A 15,576-nucleotide genomic window follows, 5' to 3' on the forward strand; every position below is an offset into this window, starting at 1 on the left:
GCCCCGGTTTCCGCTATCACCTTTTTCTTGCCCATCCACCTGGCAAGAAGGGCCTGGCCCAGGGTGTTGTTGATCTTGTGTGCGCCGGTGTGGGCCAAATCCTCGCGCTTCAAGTAGATTTTGGCCCCGCCCAGTTTTTCCGTGAGCCTTTTGGCCAGAAACAGGGGCGTGGGCCGTCCGGTGTAACGGGTCAGGAGTTCAAGAAGCTCGGCGGTGAAACGGGGATCGTCCTTCACCCCGGCGTAGGCTTTTTGAAGCTCCAGAATGGCGGGTATGAGGGTTTCGGCAACGTACCGGCCCCCGAAGCGCCCGAAATAGCCGCGTTCATCGGGAATAGCGGAATTCTGCATTATTTGGCTCATCAAAAAATCCTCCTGGTATTTCGGGGCGGCAAGGCCCTTATGGCGTCCATGAAGGCCCGCACCCTTTTTTCATCCTTTTTTCCATAGGCGCTTTCAAGGGCCGAGCTTGCGTCAAGCGCGTCGGCCTTGGCGCCGGTTGCGGCAAAGGCCGCGTTTTCGGCGGATAAGCCCCCGGCAAGAATCATGGGGACCTCCCCTGTTACCCCCAAAGCTTCGGTCCAGTCCCATGTTTTTGCGTTTCCGCCCGGAAGCGCGCCCTCCGCACATTCCATCAGAAAGGCGTCGGGCCGGTAGAGGGCAGCGTCGATAAAATTAGGTGCGCGGTTGATAAAAAGCACCTTTATTACCCTTATTCCGCTTGCCCGAAGTTCATCCACAGTTTCCGGCGGCTCCTGGCCGTGGAGCTGGGCCCATTCTATGCCCGAAGTTCTGGCGTGGGCAAGCACGCTTTGGGCCGTTTCATTGACGAAAACCCCCACAGCCGCCACCGAAGGCGGCAGGGCGTCCGTCACGGCCCGCGCCTGCCCGTCGGTAACGAATCTTGGACTTTTGGGGTAAAAAACCAGGCCCACTGCGTCGGCCCCGAAACCCGCGCACATCAGGGCATCTTCCGGGGTGGTTATTCCGCAGATTTTGACCTGGACCCTTTCGCTTCCCTTCATGATGCCATGCCTTTAAGATTGCGAAGCATGGCTGTGGGGTCGGGTGATTTCACCAGGGTTTCGCCGATCAGAAAATTGCACACCCCGGAATCCATAATCCTTAAAATGTCCTCACGGCTTTTTATGCCGCTTTCGCACACGGCCTTTTTGTCCTGTGGGAGGAGCTTGCTTAGCCGCTCCGTGGTTCCGATGTCGGTAACAAAGGTCTTTAAGTTGCGGTTGTTGATGCCGACAAGTTCCGCCCCGGCTTTGAGCGCCCTTTCAAGCTCGCATTCCTCGTGCACCTCAACAAGGGCCGTCATCTTAAACTCTTTCGCAAGCTTTATCGCCTCGGCCAGGAAAGCGTCGTCAAGGGCCGCCACGATGAGCAGAATTGCGTCCGCGCCCATCACCACGGTTTCGAAAACCTGATAAGTGGAAACGATGAAGTCCTTGCGCAGAACCGGCAGGGTGGAGCTTTGCCGTGCGCTTCCAAGGTCGCCTTCCAGGGCCTTGAAAAAGGGGGCGTCCGTAAGAACCGAGATGCAGGACGCCCCGCCTTTCTCATAGGCCCTGGCCAGGGCCGCCGGGTCGAGGTCCGGGCAAAGCGGCCCCTTGGAGGGGGAGGCCCGCTTGATCTCGGCAATGATGCAGGCATCCCGCGAGCCGGGCTCGGATAAAGCGCCGAAAAAATCGCGCTTCCTTCCCACGAGCAGGGCCTTTTCCCAGAGAGCCTCCTCGCAGGTCCTCAGGCGGGACTCCTCAACCTGCCTCATCTTTTCAACCAGGATCGTTTCCAGAAAATCCGGCTTGTCCATTATACCGTCCCTTACGGATCGAGGCGCTCTCTTCCCCCCAGAAAAGAGCCGTCTGTTTTAAGATTTCATGAAAGCAACAAGGTCATCCAGCTTTTTTAACGCAGCCCCGGATTCGATGGATTTTCGGGCAAGGGGTACTGCGTCGGAAAAATCCCTGGCAAGGCCCGTGACTATCAGGGCGGCGGCGGCATTGGCCACCACCACGTCGGCACAGGCTCCGGGCTCGCCCGAAAGGACCATGCGGGTGATTTCGGCATTCCGGGCCGGAGTTCCGCCGCGAAGGTCCTCTATCAGCCATCGCCTTCCTATTATCTGCTCAGGGCTTATGTCATAGGTGCGGACATGGCCGTCCCTGAGTTCGGAAATCCTGGTCTTTTCGCACACGGATATTTCATCCAACCCCTCGTGGCCGTGAACCACGAAGGCCCGCTTGGCTTTCAAGAGATTAAGGGCGGACGCGAACATTTCCGTCAGCTTGGGATCGTATACCCCTAAAACCTGATATCCCGCGCCCGCCGGGTTGGTGAGGGGGCCCAGCATATTGAAAATCGAGCGTATGCCCACCTCTTTTCTGGCCCTGGCCGCGTGCTTCATGGCCCCGTGATAAAGGGGGGCGAAGAGAAAACCTATGCCCACAGCGGCTATGGCCTCCTCCACCTTTTCTGGCGGAGCCATTACGTTGACCCCCAGGGCCTCAAGGACGTCGGCTGAACCGCTCTTGCTGGAGGCGGCCCGGTTGCCGTGCTTGGCCACGGTCACCCCCGCGCCCGCCACCACGAAGGCGGACGTGGTGGAGATGTTGAAGGTGTTCTTGCCGTCGCCGCCCGTGCCGCAGGTGTCCACCACAACTCCTCCGGGGGTCTGGACCCTGACGGCCTTCCTTCGCATGGCCCTGGCCGCGCCGGCCAATTCCTCGAAGCTCTCCCCCTTGGCTGCAAGGGCGGCCATGAACGCGCCTATCTGGGCGTCGGTCAGATCCCCGGCCATCAAGAGGTCCATCAGCCGGGTGGCTTCTTCCTCGTAAAGATCGTAACCCGCCACTATTTTCTGCAATGTTTCGGTAAACATGAAAGCCTCCTTTTAAATAGCCGGATGCCGAAACTTTTCTTGGGTAATGCCTTCCCGGTCCCTAAAGCTCTCCGGCGAGAGTCAGGAAATTCCGCAACAGCCTCTTTCCCACAGGGGTCATTATGGATTCGGGATGAAACTGGATTCCCTCCACGGGAAATTCCCTGTGGCGGATCCCCATGATTTCGCCGTCTTCAGACCTGGCCGTGATTTGAAGGCAATCGGGGACGTGCTCCTCAAGAGCCGCAAGGCTGTGGTAGCGCATGGCGGTAAAGGGGTTCGGAAGGCCCGCGTAAACTCCAAGGCCGTCTGCGGTGACCTCGCTGGTCTTGCCGTGCATGAGGCTTTTCGCCTGCCCCACCCTGCCGCCGAAGGCCACGCAGATGGACTGGTGGCCCAGGCACACTCCGAGGATTGGCACGGTGGGCGACAGCGCACGGATAAGGGATACCGAAACCCCGGCGTCTTCCGGTGCCTTGGGTCCGGGGGAGATCACGATGCCCCTTGGGCGGGCTGCGGCGACTTCCTCCACCGTGACCGCGTCGTTGCGGGCCACCTCGACTTCCGCGCCCAGAATTTTGAGGTATTGTACTAAATTGTATGTGAAAGAGTCGTAATTGTCTATCATGAAAATCATTGTGTCACTCCTTCCCGTCCCTGGACGATCCGTTCACGAGCTCAACGGCTCTTTGAATGGACTTGGCCTTGTTGACCGTTTCGACATGTTCGCTTTCCGGGTCGGAATCCGCCACTATGCCGGCCCCGGCCTTCACCGTGAGAACACCGCTTGAAATGGAGGCCGTGCGGATGGTTATGGCGAAATCCATGTTGCCCGTAAACGAGACATAGCCGACAGCACCGCCGTAAGGCCCGCGAGCCTCGTCCTCAAGCTCGGCTATTATCTCCATGGCCCTCACCTTGGGAGCGCCGGAAAGGGTCCCGGCGGGAAATGTCGCCCGGAAAAGGTCCCAGCCGTCATAATCCTTCAGAAGATCGCAGGAGATGTTGGAAACAAGGTGCATCACGTGGGAGTAGCGTTCCACTAACATGAGATCGGTAACCTGCACGGTGCCGGTTTCCGCCACCCGTCCTAGGTCATTTCGTCCCAGGTCCACCAGCATCAGGTGTTCGGCCCTCTCCTTGGGGTCTTTCAAAAGCTCGTCGGCGAGGCTCCGGTCCTCCTGCTGGTTTTTGCCGCGCTTCCTGGTTCCGGCTATGGGCCGCAAGGTGGCGGTTCCGTTTTCCAGGCGCACCATGGTTTCGGGCGATGAGCCCACCAGGGCCAGATCGTCGAATTTGAAGAAAAACATGTAAGGAGAGGGATTTATGTAGCGCTGGGCCCGGTAGAGGCTTTCCGGGTCCACCGCCGGGCTTGCCGTGAAGGGCTGGGCTATCACGGCCTGGATGATGTCCCCCGCCATGATGTAGTCCTTAACCTTTTTCACCTTTTCCTGGTAGGAGCCAACCGGATTTTTGGGCGAAACGCCCCCCACCCTTTCAATGGGGGTAAGGGGTTCTTCGAGCGGGGTCTTGAGGGATTCCTGCATCTCGTCCAGCCGCCTTATTGCATCCTCGTAGGCTTTTTCCGGCCCTGCCCCGTTTCCGGTGAAGGCATGGGCCACAAGGGTTAAGGTATGGCGCTGGTTGTCGAAGACAAAAAGAGCGTCGGTGAGAACGAAGCGCGCAAGAGGTTCGTTTTCCGGGAGCTTGTTTTCAATGCGCTCAAAAAAGGAGACCGTCTCGTATGAAAAATAGCCCACGAGCCCGCCCCAGAACCTGGGAAGCCCGTTTAGGGCCACGGGTTTGAACTCCGCCATGAAGCCCCTTAAAACAGAAAGCGGGTCGCCCCTGTGGGGGATGCTCCTGGTTTCGCCCTTTTCCTTTATTTCCACGCGGTCGCCGAAAACAGAAAGCTCGGCCCTGCAGCCGACTCCCAGGAAGCTGTACCTGGCCCAACGTTCCGCGCCCTCGACGCTCTCCAGCAGAAACACGGGGCCTTGCGCATTTTTGTTCTTCAAAAGCACCGACACCGGGGTTTCAGTGTCCGCGAGAATCTCCACGCACACGGGGATCACGTTGCCCTTTTCGCTGGCTTCAAGAAATTCGGATTTTGAAGGAAACCTTGAAAGAATCATGCTGCCCCCTTGTCGGCCAAATCATCGCGGAAAAGAGCGTTGATTTTTTCGATGTCCCGGCAAAGGTCCGCGAACTGGGCCGGATAAAGGCTCTGGCCGCCGTCCGAAAGGGCCTTTTCCGGCTGGTTGTGAACCTCGATCATGAGCCCGTGCACGCCCACCGCCGCCGCCGCCCTGGCAAGGGGCGTCACCTGGCTTCGGACCCCTGCGGCGTGGCTTGGATCGACGATTATGGGCAGGTGGCTTTCATGCTTCACCACTGGGACGGCGGAGAGATCCAGGGTATTTCTGCTGTGCATGGCGAAGGTTCTGAGGCCGCGCTCGCACAGGATCACGTCCATGTTGCCGCCTTCAAGTATGTATTCGGCGGCCATGAGCCATTCCTCGATGGTGGCCGACATGCCGCGCTTTAACATCACAGGCTTTCTGCTCTTTCCGGCGCGCTTCAGAAGCGTGAAGTTCTGCATGTTGCGGGCTCCTATCTGGACCACGTCGGCGTATTCCTCCACCATGTCGAAGACCTCGTGGTCCATGGCCTCGGTGATTACGGGAAGACCGGTCTCCTCGCGGACCTTCGCAAGAATCTTCAAGCCCTCCAGGCCCAGGCCCTGGAAGGAATATGGCGAGGTTCTGGGCTTGAAGGCCCCTCCCCGGAACATGGTGGCCCCGGCCTGTTTCACGTCGCGGGCTATGGAAAGGCACTGTTCCAGGCTCTCCACCGCGCATGGCCCGGCCATTATGGTGAAGCCGCCGTTTCCGACCTGTGTATTGCCCACCTTGATCACCGTGTCCTCATGCTTGAACTCGCGGCCCACCAGTTTATAAGGTTTGGTGACGGGAATGGCCTCCCTCACCCCCGGCATGGCCAGAAAGAGCGAGGCGTCCACCGGCCTGTCGTTGTGAAGGATTCCTATGGCGGTGCGTTCCCCGCCGGGAATGGGGCGGGCGATGAATCCGCTTGCTTCGACTGCCTCGATTACGGCTTTTATGTCCTCTTCGGTGGCGCTTTTTCTCATTACCAGCAGCATGGTTTCATCCTCCGTTGGGTTGAATCATCGATTGAACCAAAATCAAAAGGGGCCTTGGGTTGTATCAACCCGCAGCCCCGAAAACTGAAAAAGGACCGCAGGCCTTTGCGCCCGTGGTCCTTCCGGAAATTTTGCCTTATGAAACTAACGTGTTACGCGGCGTTTTCTCCGAAGGGGTTTGATTGGGCGCACGAGTACGAAGTGCGCCAGCACCAGACCCAACCGGAAAAACCTTTTGCGAAAACACGATTCATGAAAAAACTCCATTTGGCATCTTATGAACCTCTAATCCAAGGCCAAGCTGCCTGTCAAGGAAAAATAGCATTACCGGCCGCTTCATACACAATATCCAAAGGATTACAGAAACACCTTGTAACTTATTTTCAAAACCTTTCCGAGACGTTTTGCCATGTTGACGCCTATGGGCCTCTTACCGTTTTCCATTTCCGAAATATGGCGCTGGGGGATACCGGTGATTTCGGAAAGGCGCGCCTGGGTTACTCCTTCCTTGCCGCGAGCGCCGCGCAGGGCGATTCCGGCAAGCTTTTTGGCGCCATATTCAGGGAAAGCCTCGCGCCACGGGATGACCTCGGAAGCCTCGGAAAAACCCAGGCCCACCAGAATCCTTACAGCCTCTTCCCTGCAGGACGACGGCCCGACGAACCGGAGGACGACGTTTTCAATAGGGGGCTTTTTCGTGGTTTCCAACATATTTCACCTCCACAAGCCGAGCGGCGTTGTCCACTGATTCCCATATCGCAACGTAGGTGGGACGGCCAATTTTAATGTGGCAATGATGCAGGTTGACGCCAAGCCTTCCATAATTTGGCCAGTTGCCTCGAACAGGTCCTCTCGCCTCAATGTCGAGCATAAGGGCCACCAGACGGGAGCGCACCGATTCCGGCAGCCTGGAAATGGTCTTTGCAGCCTTGTCAGTGATACCGACTGTCCATTTCATTTGCAATATACCAAAAATTAGTATTAAGTTAAAGAGAAAAACACTCTCATCAAACCGTAATGCGTTTACTAATCTTGCCTCAATTTCTTTATCGTGTCAACCGCCGTCTTAAGGAAACCCATGTTTCACTGAAAATGATCCGCAAGCTGAAAACCTCCTTTTAAACCGCCGACAGGTGACCGCTTTCTCTTTGAACTTGACCGGGCCGCCGGTTTTTCGTATTCTGCCTGAACTCCCATCCGTAAAACCCCATAAGGAGTCCCCCCCATGAGCGAAGATATTTACAGGCGGCTGCAAAAGGTGTTGGACACGCTTCCCAACGGTTTTCCCGAAACCCCCTCCGGGGTGGAGATCAAAATCCTCAAAAAGTGCTTCTCTCCTGATGAAGCAGAGCTTTTCTGCGACTTGAAGCTGAAGTTCGAGACGGCGGAGCAGATCGCCGCCCGCACGGGCCGCCCTCTTCCGGGCCTGGAGGAGAAGCTCCACTCCATGTGGAAAAACGGACTGGTTTTCATGGTGGATTTTGGGACCGCAAAGGTTTACAAGATGCTTCCCTGGGCCTTCGGAATCTTCGAGTTCCAGCTTCACCGCATGGACAGGGAACTTGCCGAGCTTCTGGAACAGTACCAGGACTTTTCCAAGCAGTTTTTCAACAACACGCCCCAGCTCATGACGGTTGTTCCGATTGAGGAAAAAATCCCCGCCGAACACGTGGCGCTTCCCTACGAGTCGGTTTCCGCCATCATCGAAAAGGGCCTGTCCTTTGCCGTGGCCCAGTGCATCTGCAAACAGGAAAAAAACCTTCTCGGCAAGGGCTGTGAAAAGCCCCAGGAGATCTGCCTGGCCATAGCTCCCGTTCCGGGGGTTTTCGAGAACCATTTCTGGGGCAGGCCCATTTCAAAGGACGAGGCCAAAAAGGTCCTGGGCCTTGCCGAGGAAAAGGGCCTGGTGCATCTTTCCTGGAACATCCAGGATGGCCAGTATTTCATCTGCAACTGCTGCGGCTGCTGCTGCGGCGTCCTGCGCTCCATGAACGAGCTTGGATGCACGAACGTCGTGAATTCGGCCTTCTACGCCGAAATCGACCCTGAAAAATGCATTGCCTGCGGGCTCTGCGCCGATGAGCGCTGCCAGGTGAAGGCCATAGAGGAAGACGGGGGCGTTTACAGGGTTGTAAAAGACAGGTGCATAGGCTGCGGGCTGTGCGTCACCACCTGCCCCGAGGACGCCATCGCGCTTGTCCGCAAGCCCGCCGAAGAAGTTGTCACGCCGCCCGCCAACGAGGATGCGTGGTTCATCGAGCGCGGCCAAAAGCGCGGCGTGGATTTTTCCAAGTATATGTAACACCACATTAAAAGGCCAAAATTTGAAGGCTGTCAAAAAACGACGAACGCGGAGCGCAAAAAACCAATGAGCAAGCGTACTTCAGTACGTGGCGGAATTGGTTTTGATGCGCGACACGGTAGTATCGCGTTTTTGGGCAGCCAGACCGTAAGTAAGGAAATGTAATAAATGTCCGCCAAAAAAAGAGGCATTCTGATCACGGGGGCAGCTCATCCGTGGGGAAGAAATCTTATTCCGCTTCTGGAGGAAGACCCGGAATTCGACCCGATAATCGGGATCGATTTCAAGAAGCCGGAAACCCCCTTCAAGCGGGTGGAGTTCTTCCAGGTGGACCTCCACAACCCCCTGATCGCCGAGCTTTTGCAGGTTGCCAAAGTTGACACGGTGTGCCACCTTTTGTTTTTGGACACCTACAAGAGCGACGAGGAATATTTCGACCAGAACGTCATGGGGGCCATGGACCTTCTGGCTGCCTGCGCTGCGGGCGAAATAAAGCGGGCCATAATCCTTTCAGACACCAAGGTTTACGGGGCCGAGCCGGGGCATCCCAATTACATCTCCGAATACGGCGATTTCAAGGGCCGCCACAACCACCGCTACATCCAGGACCGGGTGGAGCTTGAAATCATGGTGGACCGCTTCGCCCGCCAGAACGTGACCCCCAGGCTCTGCATCCTTCGTTTCGCCAACATCGTGGGAAAAGCCATCGAAACCCCGGTCACCCGCTACCTGGACAGCCTCATCGTGCCAACGGCCTTAGGGTTCGACCCCATGTTCCAGTTCACCCACGAAAAAGACGTCCTGGCCTGCCTCTACCACACCATTAAAAGCGAGGCCACCGGGGTGTTCAACGTGGCGGGCGACGGGGCCATACCCCTTTCGCTGGCCCTAAGGCTCGGAGGCAAGATGGCGCTCCCGCTTCCGGCCACGGTGATAAAGGCCACGGGCGCGGTGTGGCGCAAGGCGGGCCTGAAGGGGCTCATGGACTCCATCCCCATAGAGGCCAACTACTTAAAGCATAGTTGCCTGGGCGACACCACCCGCATGAAGGACTGGCTCAAGTTCTATCCCCGCTACAGCTCAAAGGATGCGGTGACGGACTTTTTCGACAATATCCGCGTGAGGCATTACCTGCCGAAGCGCACCAAGATACGCTCCGATCCCCTTTCCTCGGAAAAGCTCCAGGAGTGGATCCGCGCCCGCCGAAGGGCCACGGATTACCTGACCGATCTTATCGAGACGTTCAACAAGGAAGGCGAACATGACCAGTGACCCCGACGCCCAGGGCCAGGAAAACCGGCAGGGTGAGCCGGACGCCCGCCGGTGTCACGGAGTGACCGTAAAGGGCGCTCCATGCCGCAACAGGCCGCTTGCCGGGCAAGACTACTGCCTTTTGCACACGCCCAAGACGCAGGGCGAAAGATGGGCCGAAATAGGCGACGAACCGCCTCCGCCCCCCAAGACCGTTGAAAGCTGGAAGGAATTCTTCCAGATGATGGCCCGCCGCCACAGGGGCCGCTACGACGTGGACGATCTCGGCCTCGACATGGAATTTCTGGAGCAGTTCCGACCCCTTGCCCGGTGGATATATCACAAGTACTGGCGGGTTACCGTAACAGGAATCGAAAACGTGCCCGCCGAAGGCCGGGCTCTCCTGGTGGCCAACCATTCTGGCGTTCTGCCCTTTGACGGGGCAATGGTGATAATGGCCGTTCAGGAGGAGCATCCACAGCACCGCATGGTGAGGGCTCTCGTCCTGTCGCTCTTTTTCAAACTGCCCTTCACCGCCCCGCTTCTGGCCAAGACCGGCCAGGTACAGGCCAACCCCGTCAACTCCGAACGGCTTCTGAACAACGACGAGCTGGCCCTGGTCTTTCCCGAAGGAGTGAAAGGCATAGGCAAGGTTTGGCGCAAACGCTACCAGCTGGCCCGCTTCGGCAGGGGCGGATTCGTCCGGGTTGCCCTGAAAACCCGCTCCCCCATCATTCCGGTCTCCATAGTCGGCGCGGAGGAAATCTATCCGCATCTGATGAACTTAAAACCCATAGCCAACCTTTTCGGGCTTCCCTATGTTCCCATAACGCCTTTTTTTCCGTGGTTGGGGCCTTTGGGGCTGATCCCCCTTCCCACAAGGTGGTACATCCATTTCGACGCGCCCATAAACATTCCCGACATGAACTACAGGCGCTCGGAGGAGCCTCTTCTCATGAGCAAAATCTCCAACCAGGTGCGCGACACCATTCAGCGCAACATCCACGAGAGGCTTAAGAGTCGGCGAAGCGTTTTCTGGTAGCAGGCTGTCGAAAAACTTTGGTCCGCTTTGTTGTGCTGCGCCTCCCGGCTCGGTCACGTACAACCATCCTTATTTAGCCCAAGAACTCTGCGATTTCTTGGGCGGGTACGCTCCCTCGCCGCTCGCCTGCACGCCTTGCGGCTCATGGTTTTTGACCGGCCTGCCAAATTTGGTTTTCAACAATGGGCGGGATTTAGCGGCTTTATGCCATGCGGCAACCCAATCGGCAGTGTCGGCGGAAAAGGATCAGATTCATGGGAAAGGTTGAGGAAATTCTTCTTGACGGCCAGATGCGCAGCCAGGTTGCCGATGATTGCGTGGCGCTCATCGACAGCGAGGTGGCTTCCAAAAAGGGAGCCACCGGGCTCGTTATAAAGGCTGGCTACCGGAGCTTTAAAGCCCTGAAACCCGGAATTGTCGAGGCTGCGGTGGAACATCTCCTGCCCCGCTTCGCCCGGATCATGGACCGGTATTTCGAGGATTTCACCTCTCAGAAAGCTTCGGGCGGATTCGCGGACTGGATCGCCGCCAAGGCCGACCTGGTTGCCGAAGACCTCCTGGCCATAACGGACGAGGTTGTGGCCAATAGCGAGTTGAAGTCCATAAAGCCCATATACTCCGGGCTTCGCAAAATGGGAAAAAACAACGTGGCCGCCGCCGTGCCCGCAATGGGGAGGCTGATAACGAAATATGCGGAGCAGAAGTGACCGAAGGACCGCAACCACCGGGCTTCAAGAAATGACTTATGGCTATGTCTAACGATAGTAAAACCGTTTCCATAATCCGGTATCGCGGAAATGATATCACACGGGACACCGCCTGCCTCATCTCCGAGGCGGTTCTCACCGTCAATATAAACGGTAAAACCAGGTTCACCCCGGCGCGCACTCCCGGCGACGAAGCGGCCCAGGCGGCGGGGCTCTGCGTTGGGGCCGGAATTCCCATAGCGCCTGAAAGCATTGTTGTCAGCCCTGATGGCTCAGTTGTTGACATCACCATCCCCGAATTCGACGACCAAAATCCGCGCCCGCCCTGCCCTGTCACCGACCCTTTCAAATTTCCGGTATCCAAAATTATCGATGCCGGACGCATTCTTTCCGATGCCCAGCACCTTAGGCGCAAGACCCATAGCACCCACGCCGCAGTCATCTTCGACGCCGGTTTTTCGGTGATCGCCGCCTCCGAGGACGTGAGCCGCCACTCGGCCATTGACAAGGTGATCGGAATGGCGTTTCTAGGGGGAAAACTTTCCTCGGCCAAGGCCATAATGCTCACCTGCCGCCAGAACTCCGACGTCATGGTGAAAATCGTGAACGCTGGAATCCCGGTGCTTCTCTCGGTGTCGAGGCCCACGGTTTCCGCCCTTCTAACGGCGAAAGAGTACGGCCTCACGGTGGCGCTTCTTGGAAGAAACGACGAGGTGGTCTCGTTCTGCGGAGAACATAGATTAATCCCGTAACCCACACGCTCGAAAAGGAAATCCCGTGAACCTCATCGCGCCTTCAATTCTGTCCGCCGATTTCGCCCGTTTGGGCGAGGAGATCAAGGCCGTGGAAAAGGCCGGAGCCGACTGGATACACGTGGATGTCATGGACGGCCGCTTCGTGCCCCAGATAACCATAGGCCCGGAAATCGTTAGGGCCGCCAAGAGGTCAACCGACCTTCCCCTGGACGTGCATCTCATGATCCTCGAACCCGAACGCTACGTCGAGGACTTCGCAAAAGCCGGGGCCGACATCATCACCATCCACCCGGAATCCACGGTGCACGTCAACCGGGTTCTTGTGCAGATACGCGAGCTTGGCAAAAAGGCCGGGGTCACCATAAACCCCTCCACCCCCCTTGCCGTTTTGGACTGGGTGTGGGAATACTGCGACGTCATCATGCTGATGAGCGTCAACCCCGGTTTCGGCGGCCAGAAGTTCATACCCAACTGCCTGGAAAAGACCCGCGCCCTTGCCCTTATGCGCGATCAAAAAAAGCGCGAGGGAAAGACCAACGCGCTTATCGAAATCGACGGCGGCGTAAAAACCGACAACATCGGCTCCATCGCACAAGCCGGGGCGGATGTCTTAGTGGCGGGCTCGGCGGTTTTCGGAAGCTCCGATTACGCGGCCACAATAAAAAAACTCAAGGAAGAGGCGGGCAAGAGCAATGGCGGATACGCCTGAACCCATACCTGACCGGATATTGGTCATCCACGGCCCGAACCTCAACATGCTTGGGAAACGGGAGCCGGAAATCTACGGATCGACGACGCTGGAGGACATCAACGAAAACCTCTTCATAGTGGGTGAGGAACTGGGCTTCGAGGTCAAATGCTTCCAGTCCAACCACGAAGGGGCGATAGTCGAAAAGCTTCAGTGCGCCATGGGGAATGTAAAGGGCATCATCATAAATCCCGCAGCCTTCACCCATACCTCGGTGGCCATCAGGGACGCCCTTCTGCTCCACAAGGTCCCCATCGTCGAGATTCACCTTTCAAACATATTCAAGCGCGAACCCTTCCGCCATCACTCGTATGTTTCGGATATCGCCAGCGCGGTAATGTGCGGATTCGGCCATAAAGGATACGAAATGGCCCTGAGAGCCATTGTTGATATGATTGCAGACAAATAGCAGCCCGTCTAAAAACGCGAATCGCTGTGTCGCGCATCAAAGCCAATTCCGCCACGTACTTTTAGTACGCTTGCTCAGTGGCTTCTTGCGCTCCTTGCGCTTCATCGTTTTTATCCAGGCTGTGTATCCGGCTTTTTCAACTTGCACTACTTTCTCCCCACCTCACATTTTGGAAAGGTTACGAAAATGGCTCAGGTTATTGCAGACAGGCGGGACATCGATTTCGTGCTCTACGAGCAGCTTGACACCGAAGCTTTGGTGAAGCATCCGCGTTATGCCGAGTTCAACAAAAAGACCTTCGATCTTCTGGTGAACGAGGCCCGGAATTTCGCGGTGAAGGAAATCCTTCCCATGCTGGCGGATTCCGACAAGAACGGAGCGCGCTTTGAAAACGGCAAGGTCATCACCCCGGATGCATACAAGAAGGCATACAAGAACTTCTGCCAGGGCGAGTGGATCGCCATGTCCGAAGACCCCGAAGTAGGCGGCCAGGGGGTTCCCCACACGGTGAGCCAGGCGGCCCTTGACTACCTCATCGGCGCCTCCTTCGCCTTCATCGCCTACGGCATGGCGGGCCACGGAACGGCAAAAATGATCGAGATTTTCGGCACGCCCAAGCAGAAGGAGCTTTACCTCGGCAAGCTCTACTCCGGCGCATGGGGCGGCACGATGGTCCTCACCGAGCCCGAAGCCGGAAGCGACGTCGGAAACCTCACAACCACCGCCCGCAGAAACGATGACGGCACTTTCACCATCACCGGAAACAAAATCTTCATAACCAACGGCGAGCAGGACTTAACGCCCAACATCATCCACCCGGTTCTGGCCCGCATCGAAGGCGCGCCCAAGGGCACCAAGGGCATATCGCTTTTCATCGTCCCCAAAATCTGGGTGAACGAGGACGGCTCCCTTGGCGAGGAAAACGACGTTGTGTGCACTGGCATCGAGGAGAAAATGGGCCTGCACGGAAGCGCCACCACAAGCCTCACCTTCGGCGGCAAGGGCAAATGCCGTGGCGTTTTGCTGGGCGAGGAAAACAAGGGCATGAGGGTGATGTTTTACATGATGAACGAGGCCCGGCTCGCAGTGGGCGCAATCGGAGCCTGCAACGCCTCCACCGCCTACCTCTACGCTCTTAATTACGCACGCGAGCGCAAGCAGGGGCGCGACCTCATGGAGGCCATGAACCCTGCGGCCCCGCCCGTTGCCATCATCAACCACCCGGACGTCAAAAGAATGCTACTTTGGATGAAGGCCCACGCCGAAGGAACCCGAAGCCTGGTTTACTACTGCGCGAACCTCTTCGACAAGATACACACCGCCGCAAACGACGAGGAAAAGGAACTCTGCCAGGGCCTGGTGGAATTTCTCACTCCCATCATAAAAAGCTACTGCACGGATCGCGGCTTCGAGGCCGCAGTTATGGCCATCCAGGTTTACGGCGGCTACGGCTACACCCAGGAATTCCCGGTGGAGCAGCTCGCCCGCGACTCCAAGATCAACTCCATCTACGAGGGCACCAACGGCATACAGGCAATGGACCTTCTGGGCCGCAAGCTCGGCCAGAAGGGCGGCAAGTACTTCCTCTCTTTCCTCAATGAAGTAAAACTGACGGCCCAACGCGCCGACGCCCTTCCGGCCCTGTCCGATCTCGCTGGCCGCGTGGTGAAGGCCGCAGACCGCCTCTCCGAAACAGCCATGGCCCTTGGAGCCACCGCCATGAGCGCCAAGGTCAAGACTGCCTTCGCCTTCTCCTTCCCCTTCCTGGAATGCGCGGGAGACCTCGTAATGGCCTGGATGCTCCTGTGGCGGGCGACGATTGCGGCGGAAAAACTGGCCGGGACCAACGACGCCAAGAATACGGCCTTCTACGAGGGCCAGATCGCCAGCGCCCGGTACTTCATACGCAGCATCCTGCCCGTGACCCTTGGCCGCATGGACGCCATAAACGGCATGGATACGGCGGTCGAAGACATCACCGACGCCATGTTCGGGGCGTAATAAATACGCCTGTCCAAAAACGCGAACTGCTGTGTCAGAGCAAAGCGGGCGGGTCGGAATGTACGAAAAGTACTATTCCGACCCGCCCGCTTCACTCTTCCTTGCATTTCATCGTTTTTGATCAGGCTTCGCATCGAGCCGCTTTGGAGGGGTGACAAAAGATTGAAGGTTTTCCAGGCAGGGCGGGTCCGAGCTTAACGGCGCGTACCCGCACTGCCATTTTCGTTTTTCTTTCCAACCCCAACCCCCCGTCCCTGAACCGGAAAAAAATGAAGGGCCTGCCCGGAATCTGGGAGGCCCGCATAACCC

16 protein-coding genes are annotated in these 15,576 nt (G+C 57.4%); 8 read left to right on the forward strand and 8 right to left on the reverse strand.

Annotated features, from left to right (window positions below):
• The 8 genes from HZB23_16130 to HZB23_16165 form a co-directional block, all read right to left on the reverse strand.
• A partial coding sequence (locus HZB23_16130) for a tryptophan synthase subunit beta (protein ID MBI5846187.1) occupies positions 1 to 350 on the reverse strand: 350 nt, incomplete at its 3' end.
• 11 nt (positions 351 to 361) lie between these two features.
• Complete coding sequence (locus HZB23_16135) at positions 362 to 1,024, reverse strand: phosphoribosylanthranilate isomerase (GenBank protein ID MBI5846188.1); 663 nt, start codon at positions 1,022 to 1,024, stop codon at positions 362 to 364.
• Positions 1,021 to 1,821, reverse strand: coding sequence for an indole-3-glycerol phosphate synthase TrpC (trpC, locus tag HZB23_16140; protein ID MBI5846189.1), 801 nt, complete (start codon positions 1,819 to 1,821; stop codon positions 1,021 to 1,023). The genes HZB23_16135 and trpC overlap by 4 nt, the downstream gene beginning before the upstream one ends.
• 57 nt (positions 1,822 to 1,878) lie before the next feature.
• Positions 1,879 to 2,889, reverse strand: coding sequence for an anthranilate phosphoribosyltransferase (gene trpD / locus HZB23_16145; protein MBI5846190.1), 1,011 nt, complete (start codon positions 2,887 to 2,889; stop codon positions 1,879 to 1,881).
• Between the two features lie 61 nt (positions 2,890 to 2,950).
• The gene (locus HZB23_16150; GenBank protein MBI5846191.1) at positions 2,951 to 3,526 is read right to left on the reverse strand and encodes an aminodeoxychorismate/anthranilate synthase component II; all 576 of its coding nucleotides are present in this window, start codon (positions 3,524 to 3,526) and stop codon (positions 2,951 to 2,953) included.
• Between the two features lie 4 nt (positions 3,527 to 3,530).
• A complete protein-coding gene (locus HZB23_16155; protein ID MBI5846192.1) occupies positions 3,531 to 5,024 on the reverse strand; it encodes a chorismate-binding protein in 1,494 nt (497 codons plus the stop codon).
• On the reverse strand, positions 5,021 to 6,052 hold the full coding sequence (gene aroF, locus HZB23_16160) for a 3-deoxy-7-phosphoheptulonate synthase (GenBank protein ID MBI5846193.1): 1,032 nt from the start codon (positions 6,050 to 6,052) through the stop codon (positions 5,021 to 5,023). The genes HZB23_16155 and aroF overlap by 4 nt, the downstream gene beginning before the upstream one ends.
• Before the next feature lie 357 nt (positions 6,053 to 6,409).
• On the reverse strand, positions 6,410 to 6,763 hold the full coding sequence (locus tag HZB23_16165; protein ID MBI5846194.1) for a helix-turn-helix transcriptional regulator: 354 nt from the start codon (positions 6,761 to 6,763) through the stop codon (positions 6,410 to 6,412).
• Positions 6,764 to 7,277: 514 nt separating this feature from the next.
• Between HZB23_16165 and HZB23_16170 the strand changes: the two genes are divergently transcribed.
• From HZB23_16170 to HZB23_16205, 8 genes are all read left to right on the forward strand, one after another.
• Positions 7,278 to 8,354 carry a 4Fe-4S binding protein gene (locus tag HZB23_16170; protein ID MBI5846195.1) on the forward strand — a complete coding sequence of 359 codons (1,077 nt, stop codon included), beginning with the start codon at positions 7,278 to 7,280 and terminating at the stop codon, positions 8,352 to 8,354.
• 168 nt (positions 8,355 to 8,522) lie between these two features.
• The gene (locus HZB23_16175; GenBank protein ID MBI5846196.1) at positions 8,523 to 9,626 is read left to right on the forward strand and encodes an NAD-dependent epimerase/dehydratase family protein; all 1,104 of its coding nucleotides are present in this window, start codon (positions 8,523 to 8,525) and stop codon (positions 9,624 to 9,626) included.
• Positions 9,616 to 10,647: an acyltransferase family protein gene (locus HZB23_16180; protein MBI5846197.1), complete on the forward strand. Its 1,032-nt coding sequence runs from the start codon at positions 9,616 to 9,618 to the stop codon at positions 10,645 to 10,647. Before HZB23_16175 ends, HZB23_16180 begins: the two co-directional genes overlap by 11 nt.
• 254 nt (positions 10,648 to 10,901) lie before the next feature.
• Entirely contained in the window at positions 10,902 to 11,354 is a 453-nt protein-coding gene (locus tag HZB23_16185; protein ID MBI5846198.1) for a hypothetical protein, read from the forward strand.
• Positions 11,355 to 11,392: 38 nt separating this feature from the next.
• Positions 11,393 to 12,106, forward strand: a complete 714-nt coding sequence (locus HZB23_16190) for a formate dehydrogenase accessory sulfurtransferase FdhD (GenBank protein ID MBI5846199.1) — start codon at positions 11,393 to 11,395, stop codon at positions 12,104 to 12,106.
• A gap of 25 nt (positions 12,107 to 12,131) precedes the next feature.
• The gene (locus HZB23_16195; protein MBI5846200.1) at positions 12,132 to 12,818 is read left to right on the forward strand and encodes a ribulose-phosphate 3-epimerase; all 687 of its coding nucleotides are present in this window, start codon (positions 12,132 to 12,134) and stop codon (positions 12,816 to 12,818) included.
• Positions 12,802 to 13,266 (forward strand): type II 3-dehydroquinate dehydratase, encoded by a 465-nt coding sequence (gene aroQ / locus HZB23_16200; protein MBI5846201.1) that lies wholly within the window; start codon positions 12,802 to 12,804, stop codon positions 13,264 to 13,266. The genes HZB23_16195 and aroQ overlap by 17 nt, the downstream gene beginning before the upstream one ends.
• Positions 13,267 to 13,452: 186 nt before the next feature.
• Positions 13,453 to 15,267, forward strand: a complete 1,815-nt coding sequence (locus HZB23_16205) for an acyl-CoA dehydrogenase (GenBank protein MBI5846202.1) — start codon at positions 13,453 to 13,455, stop codon at positions 15,265 to 15,267.
• The last annotated feature ends 309 nt before the right edge of the window (positions 15,268 to 15,576 follow it).

The sequence above is a fragment of the Deltaproteobacteria bacterium genome, assembly GCA_016235345.1.
Taxonomy (GTDB): domain Bacteria; phylum Desulfobacterota; class Desulfobacteria; order Desulfobacterales; family Desulfatibacillaceae; genus JACRLG01.